At 61.1% G+C, this 16,603-nt stretch carries 12 protein-coding genes; 3 read left to right on the top strand and 9 right to left on the bottom strand.

The window, feature by feature from the left end; all coding sequences use genetic code 11:
- Positions 1–34 precede the first annotated feature (34 nt).
- From ACFWAD_RS06790 to ACFWAD_RS06780, 3 genes are all read right to left on the bottom strand, one after another.
- The gene (locus ACFWAD_RS06790) at positions 35–1,186 is read right to left on the bottom strand and encodes a M20 family metallopeptidase (protein WP_378542345.1); all 1,152 of its coding nucleotides are present in this window, start codon (positions 1,184–1,186) and stop codon (positions 35–37) included.
- A 110-nt stretch (positions 1,187–1,296) separates the two neighbouring features.
- Complete coding sequence (locus tag ACFWAD_RS06785; RefSeq protein WP_378542343.1) at positions 1,297–3,009, bottom strand: PucR family transcriptional regulator; 1,713 nt, start codon at positions 3,007–3,009, stop codon at positions 1,297–1,299.
- 104 nt (positions 3,010–3,113) lie between these two features.
- Positions 3,114–4,325, bottom strand: a complete 1,212-nt coding sequence (locus tag ACFWAD_RS06780) for a serine hydrolase domain-containing protein (protein ID WP_378542341.1) — start codon at positions 4,323–4,325, stop codon at positions 3,114–3,116.
- A gap of 494 nt (positions 4,326–4,819) precedes the next feature.
- On the opposite strand from ACFWAD_RS06780, the gene ACFWAD_RS06775 reads away from it, so the two are divergent.
- Together ACFWAD_RS06775 and ACFWAD_RS06770 are read left to right on the top strand one after the other, a co-directional pair.
- Positions 4,820–6,211 (top strand): serine hydrolase domain-containing protein, encoded by a 1,392-nt coding sequence (locus ACFWAD_RS06775; RefSeq protein WP_378542339.1) that lies wholly within the window; start codon positions 4,820–4,822, stop codon positions 6,209–6,211.
- Between the two features lie 576 nt (positions 6,212–6,787).
- Positions 6,788–6,925 (top strand): hypothetical protein, encoded by a 138-nt coding sequence (locus ACFWAD_RS06770; protein WP_378542337.1) that lies wholly within the window; start codon positions 6,788–6,790, stop codon positions 6,923–6,925.
- 324 nt (positions 6,926–7,249) lie between these two features.
- Here ACFWAD_RS06770 and ACFWAD_RS06765 read toward each other — a convergent pair whose 3' ends face one another.
- From ACFWAD_RS06765 to ACFWAD_RS06740, 6 genes are all read right to left on the bottom strand, one after another.
- Positions 7,250–8,851 (bottom strand): amidohydrolase family protein, encoded by a 1,602-nt coding sequence (locus tag ACFWAD_RS06765; RefSeq protein ID WP_378542335.1) that lies wholly within the window; start codon positions 8,849–8,851, stop codon positions 7,250–7,252.
- Between the two features lie 102 nt (positions 8,852–8,953).
- Positions 8,954–9,805, bottom strand: coding sequence for an ABC transporter permease (locus ACFWAD_RS06760; RefSeq protein ID WP_378542334.1), 852 nt, complete (start codon positions 9,803–9,805; stop codon positions 8,954–8,956).
- Between the two features lie 53 nt (positions 9,806–9,858).
- Positions 9,859–10,809, bottom strand: a complete 951-nt coding sequence (locus ACFWAD_RS06755; RefSeq protein WP_378542332.1) for an ABC transporter permease — start codon at positions 10,807–10,809, stop codon at positions 9,859–9,861.
- Positions 10,810–10,860: 51 nt separating this feature from the next.
- Positions 10,861–12,741: an ABC transporter substrate-binding protein gene (locus ACFWAD_RS06750; RefSeq protein ID WP_378542330.1), complete on the bottom strand. Its 1,881-nt coding sequence runs from the start codon at positions 12,739–12,741 to the stop codon at positions 10,861–10,863.
- Positions 12,742–12,919: 178 nt separating this feature from the next.
- Positions 12,920–15,022, bottom strand: coding sequence for a dipeptide ABC transporter ATP-binding protein (locus ACFWAD_RS06745; RefSeq protein ID WP_378542328.1), 2,103 nt, complete (start codon positions 15,020–15,022; stop codon positions 12,920–12,922).
- Positions 15,023–15,424: 402 nt separating this feature from the next.
- Positions 15,425–16,051: a TetR/AcrR family transcriptional regulator gene (locus ACFWAD_RS06740; RefSeq protein WP_019745479.1), complete on the bottom strand. Its 627-nt coding sequence runs from the start codon at positions 16,049–16,051 to the stop codon at positions 15,425–15,427.
- 89 nt (positions 16,052–16,140) lie between these two features.
- On the opposite strand from ACFWAD_RS06740, the gene ACFWAD_RS06735 reads away from it, so the two are divergent.
- On the top strand, positions 16,141–16,602 hold the full coding sequence (locus ACFWAD_RS06735; RefSeq protein WP_378531259.1) for an SRPBCC family protein: 462 nt from the start codon (positions 16,141–16,143) through the stop codon (positions 16,600–16,602).
- The last annotated feature ends 1 nt before the right edge of the window (position 16,603 follow it).

Here is a 16,603-nt window from a genome sequence, read left to right as displayed (position 1 = left end):
CCCATTCGGGCGAGCGGAACACTGTCCAGCTCCACTATTTCTTCGGCACTCGTTCGTCTGACGGCACTGGTTCGGTCAGTCGATTCACCAGCATTGTCACGAGCGCAGTTCGCACGGGAATCTCCTCGACGAGCGCGTGTTCATGATCCGCGTGGGCCCCGCCGCCGACTGCTCCGAGACCATCGAGGGTCGGCACTCCCAGACCTGCCGTCAGATTTCCGTCGGACCCTCCACCCACGTGGGACTCACCAAGGCGTCCGAGTCCGGCCTCGTCTGCGACTCGCGCAGCAATCGCGAACAATTCAGCGGACATCTCGCGCTCCAACGGAGGTCGGTTCGGACCTCCGGTGACAACAAGCCTGGCACCTGGAAGAACCGGACGTAGTGCCCTGATCTCGCGATCGACGCGCTGCTGCTCCTCCCGGCTCCATGCACGTGAGTCGACCGTGACCTCGGCTGATGCCGGCACTGTGTTGGTCGTGGTGCCACCAGAGACGACTGTCGGCACCACGGTGGTTCCGAGTTCTGTCGAACCGATTGCGGCGATCCTGATGATCTGATGCGCCAATTCCAGGGCGGCATTGATGCCGGCCTCCGGCTCGAGCCCTGCGTGCGACGCGCGTCCCGACACCACCACTCGATAGTCGGAGATTCCCTTCCGCGCCGTCTTCAAGGCGCCTCCATCGGCCGATGCTTCGAGTACCAGTACTGCTGCGACGTCTCGACAAGACTGTTCGATCAGCGCGCGGGAAGTATCAGAACCCGTCTCTTCGTCGCCGGTGACAAGCACGGTTATCGGTGCTCCCCTGTCGACGTGTGCGGCTGCGTAGAGCGCCATGACAACGCCAATCTTCATGTCGAACGATCCAGGTCCGCGTATGACTCCATCCTCGACAGACCATGGATGAGTTTCGAGCGAGCCGAGTGGCCACACGGTGTCGTGGTGACCCAGCAGCAATACTCTGCGAGGCCCTTCGCCGAGACGCCATCGCAGATGAGTGCATCCGTCGACGATGACGCGTTCCGGCTCGACGCCCAACAGTGCGGTTCCAACCAGAGCAACAGCGTCGGCGCTGGCAGCCACGGCTTCCAGGTCCGACGACGGGGACTCACACCTGACCAGAGTGCCGATATCGATCAGCATCTGCTTCGACAGTTGTTCAAATGTCGCTAGCACGGGGGTCACACAAGGCTCCTTCGATCGACTGATTCACCCCAGCCTTTCGCAGTCCTGCCGCGATTGAATCGTCCATCCGCGCATATCGGAGGGTCAGGGATGGTTCGCCCAGACCAACATCACTGGCCGAGTTCGACAGTGTTGTCGCAGGCGTCAGGAATCTCCTGGGTATTGCCGGGAAGCTGCCGCACTTCCAGCAGGCGCAGCTGCAGCATGGCTGCGAATCGTTGCTGCGGGTCGTTGAGATCGAGACCGCTGACCGCTGAGACACGACGGATCCGATAGCGGAACGTGCTCGGGTGGACGTAGGCCTGTCGGGCGGCGATGCTGACATCACCGAATGCATTGAGCCAGTAGCGCAAGGTTTTCACCAGGTGTGCCTGGTGCTTGGCGTCGTAGGCGAGCAGCCGCGCGATGGGCAGTGAAACTGCGTTGCCTCGCGCAGCGACCAGATCCGAAAAATCGAGCATCAATGAATCGATGTAAGCGTCTTCCGCGGCAATCACGCGGCGTTTCCCTCCCTCGTGCCGCAGCACTCGCAGCGCTTGGTCGGCACCGCGTCGGGCATTCGGAAGGCTCCCACCGTCCATGGCGAGTGGGCCGATTCCGATCAATGCCGAAAGGTTTTGACCGGTTCGGTCGAGAAACCCCTGAGCCATGAGGTGTGTCCGCTTGGCATGATCCGGAGCGTTACCGAGTAGCGGCACGATCGCGTAGGCCCGGTCTCCGAGCACTGCAACGGCCGAGCCAGGTTGCAGAGCCGTCAGGTGAAGAGCCAAGGCGTCGGCGGCGCGCTGCAGACTGGCGGCGTGCATCGGTGCGCTGTCGGCGGCCCCGGCGCTTTCCGCTGTCCAGTTCAGGCCGAGTGCAAGTACCGCCACCGGTCGACCGATGAGGCCGAGTCGCCCGGCCGCCTCAGGTGCCGACGGGCCGCCTTCGAGCGCAGTGTTCACCAGGTCTGCGCGTAGCCGTCGCTCGACATCACTTCCGGCACGAAAGCGCAGCATGTGCAGCGCGACCAGCTTCGCGGAATCAGCGAAAGCCTGGTTGCGTTCGTCGCTCAGAGGCTCACGGACGGCGGCCCACATCGAGCCGAGCACCTCCTCACCCGCGCGCACGGCGATGGCGACGCGCGCCATGGCGTGCTCGTCGTCATCGAGAGTCCAGCCAGGGAGGAAGACCGGATCCTCGCTGCGATGGAGCTGCTCGAACTCGCTTCGGGACTCAGGTGAACGGAGGTAACGCTCTGGGACCCGGCGGCCGAGAATCGTTTCGACACGGGAGAGGTCGGCTTCGTCCTGGCGTCCTGAAAACGCCAGGACGTTGGAGCTTCTGTCCTCGATCGTGAGTGGCGCGTCCAGCAAGGCTGCAATCGCGTTGGCGAGCGAGAACAGATCACCGGAGGGCATCCCGCCGATGAACTCGGTCATGGAGCCGCCGATATCGTCTTCTGCGAGCAACGTGCGCAACATCGCGACCAACTGCGTCCAGGATGCTCCTTCCACCAGGCCGAGCAGCGTCACACCCGATCGCTGGACTGCGAGCGTCATCGAAGCATCAACAGTGATCGGTGCGCGCACGACCAGCGCCGCAGCGTTGCGATTTCCGAGTTCGCGCAGCAGTCGGCAGATCCCGTCATGATCGTGGACCCCGACACCAAGCACGATCGAGCGTTCAGCTATCACCAGATCGTCGGCGGAATCGTAGATGACCACGCCTCCGAGCGCGTGGTGGTCCATGATCGATCCGGCCAACTTCTCGAGGAGCGTCGCGCCGAGATGGTCCAAAATCCGGCCAAGACTGCGGCGGTTTGTCGCGATTGAGCTGAGCATTCACGAATACTATGGCGTGTGATAGATCACTAGTATCGTCGCAGCGGACATAAATCGACGCGCTTTTTCCTCCGATCGAATCAAGTTCGGCGAATCCTCCGTAGTTAACGCCCCGACTCGAAATGGTCCGCACAGACCGCGGCAAGCGCATTCCACACTGTCCCGGCAGGAGTTTCCACTATCCCAGCGGACGGAGTAGCACCCACAGCAGGGAGGCCGTTTGTGACTGCGACCAGCGTGACGCCGGCTGACATCTCACTTGCACCCATTGCGGTGTACCCACCGTACGTACCGCTATGGCCCTGCCAGACGGTGCTACCCACCTGTGTGCGGAACGTTCCCATCCCGTAACTGTTGATCCGGACTGGTTCTGCCGGTCCGGCAATGGCCTGCGGCGTCGCCGAAATCATCTGCTCCAGGGTCGCCGAACCGAGCAGCGTCTTGCGAACGAACAAGCTGTCGAGAAACTGTGCTGCTCCGATCGCGGTACCCGCGAACAGGCCGTCGCCGAACGGAAGACCGAAAAGGTCAGACGGTATGCCGGACGGCTGCCATGCTGCATAAGTGTCGTGGAACAAGCCGTCCGACAACCGCTGATAGCCCCGGGCCAACGACTCGGCCAAGCGCGGGGACCGTCGCAGGGTCAGTAAATCGTCGTTCATCGAATAGTGGCCGCCGACTGAGTGAATGAGGTCCGAACAGGCACGTTCCATCTGCTCCTCGCCGCCGAGCGCCTGCACCAGTACCCGGGCCAGCACGATGTATCCGGTATTGGAATAGTCCCAACGGCGTCCCGAATCGACGGGGGGACCAAGAGCCTCGGCCAGCATCGTCCAAGTGAACGGCCGGTTCGGATCGTAGACATTGCGCACAGCGGAGTCCGAACCGGCAGCGTCACACAGGGATTCCTCCAACTCGGGAGGAAACAGCACCTCCATCCCCGGCGATGCATAGATATCCGGAAAGCCTGACGTATGCGTGAGCAACATACGAACCGTCACTGTGTCAGCGCCGGGCACATCGGGGCCCAGATACATCGAGATCGGCCGGTCGAGTCCGATGACTCCGCGCTCGACCTGATGCAACGTGCATGCTGCGAGTATCAGTTTGCCGAAGCTGGCCAAGCAAAACGGCGTTTCGTCGGAGACAAGGACGGTTTGGTCGACCCTCGCCAAGCCCTGAGTGCCTGTCCAGATCAGCTCACCGTGGCGCATCAACGCAGCCTGCGAGCCCGGTGCCGTCGCCAGGCTCGCAACACGGGCCATCGCGGCATCCAACTGATCCTCGATGGGGATGACAAGCGTTTCTCTCGACATGGTGTTCGTCCTTCGGCTCGGGTGGGGCGACTGATTCCATGATTGTTGCTAGCCGAGTGTCGACAGTCGTGGTCTGGCGGCACGACACTCGCGCGGTCTGTTCGTGCAGCCGAACGGACAATCAATGCAAGCATTACAGGCGCCATCGCCTTCCTGCCCCATGACCGGCAGACCGTGGATTGGCCGATGGCTTTGTCCGATCAGATGGATCTTGACTATCGGCCTCGTCGCGGCCGACGAATACTTTGCATCGACACACGCTTACCGTTGCACCATGATCAGCCGGTACCAAGTCGCAGCGATGGTTGTCGTAACGCCTCCCGAGCGCAGGGCTGCCATTCGACGAAACCGATTCCTCGAGTGCACCGACAAATTCTCCGTTCAGATGTCTTTCCAGATCCGGCTGTGAACGATCTGCCAAGCCAGCTGACTCGGTGGCGGTCGCAGAAGAACTTGAACCAAATCAACTCCGAAACCGAACAAGGAAAATCGATATGCCTACGAAATTGGCTGCAGACCTGCTGAACTCACCGCATTGGCAGCAACGACTCGACGAATTGGCTGCCAAGCACTCGGTGCCGGGCGCCCAGGTTGGTGTTATTGCACTGGCCGATGACGGCAGCGCGGACGTGCGTGTGCTGACCACCGGTCTGACTAGCCTCAAGACGAAGGTGGAGGTCGACGCCGACACATTGTTTCAGATCGGATCGATCACGAAGATATGGACGACGACTCTCGTCATGCAGTTGGTGGACGAGGGCTTGCTGACCCTCGACACCCCCGTCGTCGAGGTGCTTCCGGAATTCACGATCGCCGATGCCGACAATACGAAGAATGTCACAGTCCGCCAATTGCTCACGCACACTTCTGGTATCGACGGGGATGTTTTCACCGACACCGGCGACGGCGACGACTGCCTCGAAAAATACGTCGCGGGGTTGGCGAGCGCAATCAGTGTCACCTCGGCCGGAGGGCACCTCAGCTACAGCAATACCGCGTTCGTCGTCGCCGGCCGAATCGTCGAGGCACTACGAGGGCAGACCTGGGACCAGGCACTCTCTGAAAGAATCTACGGCCCACTGGGTTTGACCCAAACGGTCACCAGATCTGATGATGCCATCCTGTTCCGTGCGGCCGTCGGCCATCTTGCCAACCCAGACCAGGAGTCAGCAGAGAACGTGCTGCCGACTACACGCTGGGCACTTCCACGTTCAGTGGGACCGGCCGGCACCATCACCGCATCCATGGGCGATCTACTGGCGTTCGCGGCGGCGCACCTGCGCGACGGGCTGGGGTTGACGGGCGAACGAATCCTCTCGGAAAAGTCGGTGGCGGCGATGCGGGTACCGCAGTTCGACCTCACCGGCCTGTCCACCGTTGATCAGGGTTGGGGATTGGGATGGATCATCTCAGACTGGAATGGCGTGGCATGCGTACATCACTCCGGTGGCGTGATCGGTCAGATCGCTCAGTTGCATACATTCCCCGAGTTGGGCATCGCAATCGGGGTGCTGACAAATTCGCACCGCGGTGCCGCACTGGCTCACGACATCGAGACTGAGATCGCACACGCTCTCGGTCTGACCTACCCGGAACCGGAAGCGGAGCCCGGCGAGACTGATTTGTCGGAGCTAGTCGGCGCCTACGAGACGACAACGGATCGAATCGAACTGAGCCGCAAGGACGATGGTGAGTACCAGGTCCGTATGGTTGCGAAAGTAGAGATCACCGGCGAGCCGCCGATGCCTCCGCTGCCAGTCCAGCCTTTGTCTCGATCTCGGTTCCTCATCGAGCTTGCAGGTGCGTCTTTCGAAGCTGCGCGCGTCACGGTCGACGGAGACGAACATCTCTACATGACAAGGCTTTTCAAGAAGGTTGATGCATAGTCCCAGCCGGAGCGAGTCACTGCAATCGGCCGGCGCAGTGCGCCAACTCCTCGAAGACCGAATGTTTCACCATCAGTTAGCCCATCCCTGAGTTCTTCTCGTCCACAATGGATGCAAATCCTTATGTGTAACAGCAACACCTATGTGAAACGAAGATCTGAACTTCACGCAGAGATCTGAGCATGTTGCCGGACGTCTCAACCCGGGCGACATGCTCAGATCGTTGTGCCCCTCACCGCCCCATCAGTGCTGAAGAACCCACTCACCAAAGGCCTGTTTCGCAAGTTCAGAAGGAACGGGCATCTCGAGGTCTCTCTCACCCCAACTCCGGCCCGGAGACACGCAGATCAGGTTTCAGGCCCGAGACGAACTCCGTGCATCCTTTCATATTTGGGTCATGCCGATGTCAGACAAAACATTAAGACGTTTTGTATCAACAGATTTCGGGATAGATCTATTGACTGAAGCCGCGTTCACACCTACTGTGATGCGGGTAACAAATTCCCCGCGATTCGCGGAATCTGATCCGTCTTCGTATTCCGCCTTCGCAAATCCCTTACAAGCAAGGAGCTTTCAATGGGTTCATCTGAATCTGACCTGACTGCAATTGACAATGCCGTCACGGTTCTCAGCGGTATCGCTGGAGTGATCGGCGGCATTACCGCCGCCCTTGGTCTCGTCTCGTTCTTCGGAGGCGGAGCAAGCCTGTCGTAACGCCGTAGCAGAGCAGATGGGTCGACCGAATTTCGGTCGACCCATCTGTTTTCAATTATATTGCAAGGCAACTAGTTACATGAATCCGGCAGCTTTCCAAAGATATTCATCCACTGTCACATTCAACGGCTGCCACATTCAACACGAGCACCCCACGGCACCAGATACAGCCTCGAACAGATCTGTAACCGTGACAGGCAAATGGCTGTCACGGTTACAGATCCAGCTGGGCGCAGACCTTCGGCGAAGGGGTTTAGGGTGACCGCTACCTACCTGATCTGGAAGTACCGTCAGGGATGCCGTCAGTCGCCCACATTTGTCCCGTCATCCCTCGTATGATCCGCCCCGACGCAGCGCGCGGCCGGCGAGCCGGCCGGTCGGTAGGCCATCTTGGAAAGCAATTGCGCCGTTGATCAACACATGCCGCATACCCGTTGCGTAGCAATGTGGTTCTCGATAGGTGGCAAGGTCCTTAACCGCTTCCGGCTCGAATACGGCGAGATCCGCGAAGGCGCCCACCCGAACCTGACCCCGATCGAGCAGTCGGAGATTCTCCGCGGGCAGGCTGGTCATGCGCCGGACGGCGTCTTCGAGAGGGAGAACACCCGCACGGACGTACGGGCCCAGGACCCGAGCGAATGCACCATACGCGCGAGGATGGGTGGGCGCCTCGTTGAACGGCGCCTCTGCGGGCGAAGCTTCCGAGTCAGAACAAATCGAGACCCACGGACTTTGTAGTGCGAGATGAATATTCTCCTCTGTCATCTCGAAGTAGGTCGCCAGTAGATCTGGGTCGGCAGTCACGAGGTCGAGCAAAGTGTCGATCGGATCGGGGTCTCCACGGTCAGTGGAGATCTCAGCCAAGGTTCGACCTCCGACGTCTGGCTCTATCCCTCCGAGCATCAGGATGCCGCTGGCACCTCCCGACCCGAGGTAGAGGTTCTCCCAGTCCGCACCCGGGTGGGTGATCGATGTCTTGATGGCGGCGCGAGTCCCGGGTTCTGCCAGTCGGGTCAACAGCGCAACGCGGCCGCCCTCGTGAAACTGCGGCGGAATGCACGCACTCAGAAGTGTCCCACCAGCCTCGTAGGGATAGATATCGGCACTGACGCTCAGACCCGAAAGGCGTGCGGCTTCGATCTTGTCGATCGCCTTGCTCATCGCCGGCCAGTTCTGCCGACCGGAGGCCTTGATATGGTAAACCTCTGCGCGCGTATATGTTACACGAGCGATGTCAATCAGTTCGTCGATGGCGTCGAGCAGCCGATCCGCCTCGTTACGAATGTGCGAGATATAGAGCGCATCGTGCTGGGCGAGCACTTTCGCGTATGCGGTGAGCTCGGCAGTGCTTGCGTAGCTGCCCGGCGAGTAGATCAACGCCGAGGCGACGCCAAGGGCGCCCGCGGTGAGCTCGTCGTCGAGTATTCGGCACGCCGAGCTGAGTTCTTCTTCGGTAAGGGCCCGATTGTCCGCGCCGGCATGAATCATGCGAAGGTTGTGGGCACCAACAAAACTGGCGATGTTCGGGCCAACGCCGGTCATCGCCAGGTGATCGAGGAAGTCGTTGAGTCGCGGCCAGTTCCTCCGTACGCCTGAGGGAAGCGGTTCGGCGTCGATGATCTCACCCATCTCGCCGCTGACCGGCCCCATGGAGAAGCCTTCCCCGAAGACCTCCGTGGTGACGCCTTGATAGAGATCTGACAGCCCGCGCGGATCTAGTTGAAGCGTGTCGTAGGCGTGGCTGAGCACGTTGATGAACCCGGGTGCCACGACTGCGCCTTCAGCCGACAGTTCCTGGCAACTGGTGGGGGGAACCTCGCCGACCGCTACGATCCGATCAGCGCTGATCGCGACGTCGGCACGGCGAAGGGGTCCCCCTGTTCCGTCAGCAACCATGCCACCACGCACCACGAGATCGATGGACATCGTCTGTTCCTCCGGGTTGAAAATCGACAACTTTTGCTCCTCTGTGACTGGTTATGTTTAGGCACTCGGCATCTGGCGATCCGATCGCGCCGAGTGCCGCTGTCAATTGGTCTGGCGCGCAAACATCTCGCGAAGAGCCTCTCCGAGCAGGTTCAGGGCCAGCACGGTGAGAATGATGCATGCGCCGACTGGATAGACGAGCCACCAGTAACCATCGGCGATGTAGGTGGCACCGTCCGATAGTTGGCCACCCCAGTCCGTCGAGGGGTAGGACAGCCCGAAGCCGAGGAACCCGAGGGTGGCGACGATCAGGATGGCGTCGGCAACCTGAAAGGTGATGTTGACGATGATCACGCCGAGGGCATTCGGGACCAGATGCGTCAGGATCAGTCTCGGACGCGATGCACCCATTACCCGAGCTGCCAGCACGAACTCTCGTACGCGCAGCGACAAGACCTCGCCTCGAACCAATCTGGCGGGCACAAGCCATGAAAACGCACCGATGATCAGACCCAGCGATACGGCGCTGGCGGTGAATCGTGCAGACAAAATGAGAACGACAAGCAGGAACGGCACCGACAGCAAGATGTCGACCAGGCGCATCATGGCTCCGTCGAGGAAGCCTTTGGCGAGGCCGGCGATGGTGCCGTACAGGGTGCCGATCACGGTTGCAGTAACCGCGGCGAGCAGACCGATCTGCAGGGAGACCTGGCCGCCTTTCATCAAGCGCCCGAGAGCATCGAAACCGTTGGCATCGGTGCCGAGGGGATGTTCGCTGGTCGGCGGCAGCGCGGCATCCGCGAGGCTCACATAGGTCTGGTCGGTGTGATAGATGTACGGCCCGAGAAAGCAGAAACCAGTGAGCAACAAGAGCAGTAGCAGGCCGACGAGGCCGAGCGGATGTGCTCGCAGTCGACGAAGCATGGCCCCCAACGCCGCCGACTTCGCGGGCACTTCCGTGCTTGTACTTTTCTCAGCCGATTTTGTGGGCACTTGTGTTGGTGTACTCATGCGGACAGCTCGATCCGGGGGTCGGTGATGGCTAGCGCGACGTCGGCGATGAGGTTTCCGAATACCGTCAATGTGCCACCGATCAGGGTGTAGGCCAGTAGTACCGGGTAGTCCTCACGTTGGAGGCTGTTGAGGAACAGCAGACCGAGGCCCGAGTAGTTGAATACAGTCTCGGCAATCAGGTTTCCCGCCAGTAGTGCGGGAATCGACAGACCCACCACTGTGATGAGCGGTTGGCAGGAATTACGCAACAGATGTCGGGTCAGGACCAACCGCTCGGGCAGTCCCTTGGCTCGCGCCACCTTGATGTAGTCCTGTCCGAGTTGATCCAGAGTGGCAGTTCGCTGGTAGCGGGAGAAGACTGCGACGCTGGTGAGGGCGATCGTGATGACCGGCAGCGCCATGGCTTTGGGGTCTGTGAAGATCACCCACGGCGAAGGTGACTGGGACGCTTGGGAAGGGAAGATCGGGATGGCCTGACTGAAGAGCGCGATGAGGATCAGGCCGAGTAGGAACTGCGGCGTCGCATACAGCGTGTACGACGCGGCAGTGGCTGTGTGGTCGACAATGCTGTTGCGTTTGACTGCCTGCCAGATCCCCAGGGGTATCGCGACGACGAGCGCCAGTACCAGAGCCGCCAACGAGAGCATGGCGCTACGGCCGGCGTTCTGCTGCAGGAGCGTCGCGACACTTTGGTTCAACTTGTAGGAGTAGCCGAGGTCTCCGTGAACCAGCTCGTTGAGGTAGCTGAGGTACTGCTCGATGATCGGTCGATCGAAGCCGTGCTCACTGTTGAACGCGGCCACTGCTTCGGGAGATGCCCTCTGGCCCAACACTGCACGCCCAGGGCTGCCTTGCACAAAGTGGAGCAGAAAGTACACCACCGCGGAGATCCCAATCAATACCAGGAGCGAAATCGCCAGGCGCCGAAGCACGTACCATGCCATGTTGTCGTCTTTCTATTCTACGAAGTCTGCTGACGGCCTTCTTGTGGTGATCTAGGAGTGGAAGTACCAGAGCTGTGGGTCCAGGACGCCCAATCCGTAGCGCGTGATGTTCGCAAACGCGGTCGGCGGACCGGAGATGTCGGACTTCCAAACAGCGATGGTGGAGGGGTTCGGCATGAACAAGTAGGGCAAGTTCTCTCCGACGAAGGTCGTCTCGGTCACCATCGCGTTCGGGTCGGTCGAGTTCTTCGAGGCATCCATCAGGGCGTCAGCCTTGGGATCGCTGTAATGGCCGAGGTTGTACGAGGCTCCGGTCGCCAGATAGCGAATTGCGGAGGGGTAGGCCGCTGTGTTGAAACTCCCTTCGTCTGCCAGGGCCCACTGGTCCTGATAGGCCGGCGCGGCATTGTTGTCGGCGTTCTCGTAGAGGAAGTTGAGGGACTTGGCCTCCCCGCTGATCGTGATGCCGACTTGCTGTGCCGCGGAGATGAACGCGATATTGCGGTTGGCGATGCTCGCTGGCGAGTTCGCATAGAGCAGATTGAAGCTGAGGGTCTGTCCGGCAGGGATGTCGGCACCGCAGTTGCCGGGACCGGTTCCGGGACTGACACACGTCCTTGTCCCATCGTCGCCGACCTCCCAACCATGTTCGGTGAGAAGCTTTTCGGCCGCGGCAGGGTCATAGGGGTACGGGGCGTCCTCCCCGAATGACGGGGCGAAGCGAGTGCCGGCTTGACCGAGCGTGTACGACGGTGCACCGGCGCCGCCGTAGATCCCGCGGCTCTTGATGTAACCGGGCTGATCGATAAGATGTTGCAACGCCTGCCGTATGTACAGCTGGGCGATAACCTTGTCGAAGTTGTTCGTGGTGTTCTTGAAGTTGATCACCACCGGATTGAACTGTGTCGGGCCGGGTCGGCCGTACACGTGATACCCCTGTTTTTCCAGATCGGAGGCCTGCGACGCGAAACTTGCATCCAGAGCAGCGACTGTCAGCTCGCCTGCCTTGAGCTGATTGAGCATCGCTGATGTGGAGGTGAACGGCAGGAACTTCACCGCCTCGACCGTCGAGGGTCTCGGTCCGGTGTAATTCGAGTTGGGAACGAGTGTGTATGCACCAGTAGCAGATTCGAAACTCTGCAGCCGAAAGGGGCCATTGACGACTTGCCACAACGGATTGCTGGCGAAGGTCGACTGCGCACGTCCCTGTTCCGACAGGTAGTTGTAGATCGCCTTGGCGTTTTCGGGCACCGTGTAGTCAAGGTGTTGCCCGCCCGTGGACGCGATGTTCCACGCCGTCGACGGAAGCGGAATCAGCAGCGGCGCCGCCACATTGTTCAGAAAGAAGTCCGGATTCATCGCCTGATTCAGCTGCAGCTCAACGGTGTACGGGTCGGTCGCCGTGGCGCTGACCAAGTTCTCCGGGAAACTGCCCGCGACATAACCGCTCCAGTTGGCGGGACTCTCGGCGATCGCGCCCTTGATCAACTCGATCGAGAAGATCAAGTCATCGGCATTGACCGGTTTCCCGTCAGACCACTGGTACGAATCCTTCATCTTGATCGTGAAGGTCTTGCCGTCGTCGCTGACCGTGGGCAGCTCGGCCAGACTCAGTGCAGAGTTGACCGAATCCTTCGAGCCGACGTCGGCTGCGGCGTACAGGTACTTGAACATCACCTGCTGGGTAGCGAACTGAACATCTGAACTGGCGAAGTTCGGGTAGATGACGTTGGGTGCGAGCCCCACAGGCGATGCGACGGTGATCGTACCGCCTGCCGTGGGTTGCCCGACGGCTTCGGGTAAGGATCCGAAAGCATCTCCGCCGGAACCTGTTCCGGCGGGCTCGACGCTCGTACATCCGGCGATCAGCAACGAGACTGCTGCTGCAGCGAACACCCCACGCAGCGCTCTGTGGGTAGTGAGAGTGGTCATTCTTTGCTCCTGTCAGTCATGCACGTGGGGGCTCGATCCCGCCCACTTCAAGAAGATCGCTGAGACGTACCAGCGTGTAGTAGCTATTGCCCATCCAGTCGGCGGACGAGCACAAATTCGCATGGCTCCGCTCTCGTTGCCGTGCAACCGATTTCATACCGGTATGAGACTGACGAGCCTATGTCGTGGCGAGATCGGCATGCTGCTCGAACCGTTTGGGCTGCAGCGGAAAGTGGCAGGCAACCTGATGGGTATCACTGATCGACTCCAGCGGCGGCTCCGCCGCGGCGCACAGGTCGGTCGCCTGCGAGCATCGTGTCCGGAAGCGGCATCCGCTCGGCGGAGCGATGACGCTGGGCAACTCGCCGCGGATGGGCGTGCCACCGTCACGGCCAGTGGCCAGCGGATCGGTATCCGCGACTGCTGCGAGAAGCCCAGCGGTATAGGGATGGGCAGCCGTCGCGTAAACCTCTTCGCACGTGCCGATTTCGACGAGCCTGCCGAGGTACATCACTCCGACACGGTCGGCGAGATAGCGCACCACCGCAAGATCATGAGAGATCACGACGCTGCTGAGTCCGAACTCGCGCTGGGTGCGTCGCATCAGGTTGAGAACCTGTGAGCGCACAGAAACATCCAGCGCACTCACCGGCTCATCGGCGACGAGCACCAACGGATCGAGCGCAAGTGCGCGCGCCAGCCCCACCCTTTGACGCTGTCCCCCGGACAGCTCATGTGGATAGCGCTCCATCACGCTCGCCGGGAGACCCACCTGATCCAACAGTTGCCGGGCACGGGTCGCCCGCTGCGCTCCGGTGCCGATGTTCTGGATGGCCAGTGGTTCACGCAGAATGGTGTCGATCCGCATCCGGGGGTCGAGAGAAGCGTGGGGATCTTGAAACATCATCTGCAATTCAGCCCGACGGCGCCCGAGTTCGCGCGAACCCATCTTGGTAATCGAGTCGCCCTCGAGTAACACTTCGCCCTGGGTCGGTTGGTCCAACGCGACGATCATCCTGCCGAGCGTCGATTTGCCGCATCCAGATTCTCCGACAAGCCCGAAGGTCTCACCGGCAGCGACATCGAAGCTGACTCCGGAAACTGCCTTGACGGTGCGTCGCTCACCGAACAGTCCTGATCTACCGGTTGGATACTCGCGCACCAGATTACGAACGCGCAGCCGCGGAACCGACTCCGATCCACCGAGCCCGGCAGTTGCGGGCGCAATCCGGGACCGCACACGGGTGATCGGCCCGGCGGCCGGATGCCAGCAGGCGTAGGCATGCCCGGCTGGCTCGATCGTCAGCTGCGGATCGTCCTCGTGGCAACGATCGGTGGCTGAGGCACACCGGGGTGCGAACGGGCAGCCAAGCATTGGCAGCGCCATGTCTGGAGGGAACCCGGGAATGCTGTACAGCTCGTCCTGCTTGTCGTGAGTGATCGTGGGAATCGAAGCGAGCAGCGACTGTGTGTAACGGTGCCGCATGTCGCCGAACAGAGTGGTTGTCGGGCCGGTCTCGGCAACGCGCCCCGCATACATCACCGCGACGCGGTCCGCGTGCCCCGCGATCACCCCGATATCGTGGGAGACCAGGATCATCGCCATACCGAGCTGTGACTTCAAGTCGTCGAGCAGATCGAGGATCTGCGCCTGGATCGTGGCATCGAGAGCGGTGGTCGGCTCGTCGGCGATAATGATGCGAGGCTCGCACGCCAGCGCCATGGCGATCATCACCCGTTGGCGCATACCTCCGGAGAGTTGGTGCGGGTAGTCGTTCATCCGCTCGGACGGCCTGGGTATCCCGACCAGAGCCAGCACCTCTTCAGCTCGTCGGCGCGCAGCGCGATTGGTCCCACCACAATGAAGATGCACCGGTTCTGCAACTTGATCACCGATCCGACGGGTGGGGTTCAACGCGGACATCGAGTCCTGGAAAACCATCGCGATGTCATTGCCTCGGACCTGCCTGTACTCGGACTGCGGCAGGCCGACGAGTTCTCTGCCGTCAACCATGATCGAGCCGCCGGTCACGGCACCGCCGGCCGGCAACATGCCCATGATCGCCAGTCCGGTCATCGACTTCCCAGAGCCGGATTCGCCTACAACGCCAAGAGTTTCGCCACGGCGCAGCCGCAAACTCACGCGAGACACCGGTCGTACGATTCGATCGCCGCGTCGAATTTCGATCGAGAGATCGCGGATCGCTAGCAAGTCGGGGCCGTCACCAGAAGCACTACCCAAGGTGTCAGCCATCTGCGTGGCCTCGCTGTCCAGAACCATGGACTGATCGTAGTGGCGCACACCCGGGGGGTAGGTTGGTCGACGCGAATGAAATCAGGCAAAAAACTTCGTCTCGGAGGACAAATTCGTGCGTTGGCAGTTCGCCGCACCGAAGACCTTCCAGCTATGAACGCCCGTGGTCAGCGACATATTTCCACAGGCTTCGCTAGCCGACGAGTGGCGTTTCGAGACAGCAGCGACGTGACCGAGCCTGCCGAGAGGCACAAGAAGAGTACCGGCACATAAGGGAGAGAACGGCATTCGGCTGGTCGGACGCATGCAGCGAAACCGCTCATCCCGAATTTAGCTCTACGACATCGCTTTTCAATTGCATGCCCCCACACTCACTGCCCCACCCGCTTCGCCCCCACAGTCACTGCCCCACCCGCTTCGCCCCCACAGTCACTCCCCCACCCGCTTCGCCCCCACCATGCGCCTCGCTATCTCCAAATACCTCTCCACCAACTCGTCCGGGGACAATTCACCGTCCGGGCGGTACCAGACCGCCACGGCGACGCACATCGTGACGACGGCACGGCTGGCGTCCTCGGGATGGTCGGCCTCGAACACTCCCGAAGCGACGCCGTCGAGGACGATCCGATCCACCTGCTTCTGCTGTTCGTCGCGCTGCGCGATGTAGCTCGCTCGGCTGTCGGGCTCCATGCTGCGGATCTCGGAGGAAGCGACGAACGACTGCTCGCGTCGAAACATGTGGAACCGCAACAGAGATTCGATCACCGCGTCGAAGCGGTCAGAGGGATCGTCCCCGGCGTCGAGTTCGGCGGCTCGGCTTCGCTCCAACAACTCCGTCATCACGACCGTCGCCAAACCGATCAGCAGAGCCTGCTTGGACGGGTAGTGGTGGTAGAGCCCCGGCACCGACAAGCCGGACCGCGAGGCGACGTCGCGGATCGAAGTCCCGTGATAGCCCTGCTCGACGAACGCCTCCAGTGCCGCAGCGAGCGGTTTCGGCAGTCCCAGGTCTTCGTAATCGCGCCAGGATCCGCGTACCGGAAGCTCGTTCGTCATACCGATACCGTAGATCGCTCTTGCTCCGCCGCCGAACACGTCGGTGCCATTGGTTACAGTCGATGTTCACCGAAAGACAGGGACCAGTCATGATCCATGTTCGCCACACCGCGGTTGCTGCCGTGCCGGTTGATGTCGCCTTCGACTACATCGACAACTACCGCAACGTCCCGACGTGGATGTTCGGTGTTTCCGAGTTCACCCCGTTCGGAGAGTTCGATCAGGGGCTCGGCGCCACATTCGACGCTGCCATGCAGGTCGGGCCAAGCACGTTGCGATCCAAGCTCGAGGTCACCGAGTGGGAGAAGAATCGGATCATCAAGCTGTCTTCGCTCGGCGGTGTATCCAACTCGTCCACCTGGGAGTTCGCCGCGATCGACGATTCCAAGACCCAACTCTCCGTCGACTTCGCCTACAAACTCCCCGGCGGCATTGCCGGCAAGGCACTCGGCCGCTTGATCGGGCCGTTCGTCGAGAACGCTGTCAAGAACAGCGAGGAGACGTTGCGCCGCAGCCTCGAGGAGCAGTTCGCGGCCCGCGGCGAAGGCTGAA

Source organism: Rhodococcus sp. NPDC059969, assembly GCF_042738325.1.
Lineage (GTDB): Bacteria > Actinomycetota > Actinomycetes > Mycobacteriales > Mycobacteriaceae > Rhodococcus_F.
Note: the sequence above shows the minus strand (reverse complement) of the source record. Positions and strands in the feature narration are given on the sequence as shown.

Bases quoted from the DNA above. Each gene is read 5' to 3' on its own strand.
- ACFWAD_RS06785 (WP_378542343.1), bottom strand. From the start codon at position 3,009: ATGCTCAGCTCAATCGCGACAAACCGCCGCAGTCTTGGCCGGATTTTG.
- ACFWAD_RS06780 (WP_378542341.1), bottom strand. From the start codon at position 4,325: ATGTCGAGAGAAACGCTTGTCATCCCCATCGAGGATCAGTTGGATGCC.
- ACFWAD_RS06775 (WP_378542339.1), top strand. From the start codon at position 4,820: ATGCCTACGAAATTGGCTGCAGACCTGCTGAACTCACCGCATTGGCAG.
- ACFWAD_RS06770 (WP_378542337.1), top strand. From the start codon at position 6,788: ATGGGTTCATCTGAATCTGACCTGACTGCAATTGACAATGCCGTCACG.
- ACFWAD_RS06765 (WP_378542335.1), bottom strand. From the start codon at position 8,851: ATGTCCATCGATCTCGTGGTGCGTGGTGGCATGGTTGCTGACGGAACA.
- ACFWAD_RS06755 (WP_378542332.1), bottom strand. From the start codon at position 10,809: ATGGCATGGTACGTGCTTCGGCGCCTGGCGATTTCGCTCCTGGTATTG.
- ACFWAD_RS06750 (WP_378542330.1), bottom strand. From the start codon at position 12,741: ATGACCACTCTCACTACCCACAGAGCGCTGCGTGGGGTGTTCGCTGCA.
- ACFWAD_RS06745 (WP_378542328.1), bottom strand. From the start codon at position 15,022: ATGGTTCTGGACAGCGAGGCCACGCAGATGGCTGACACCTTGGGTAGT.
- ACFWAD_RS06740 (WP_019745479.1), bottom strand. From the start codon at position 16,051: ATGACGAACGAGCTTCCGGTACGCGGATCCTGGCGCGATTACGAAGAC.
- ACFWAD_RS06735 (WP_378531259.1), top strand. From the start codon at position 16,141: ATGATCCATGTTCGCCACACCGCGGTTGCTGCCGTGCCGGTTGATGTC.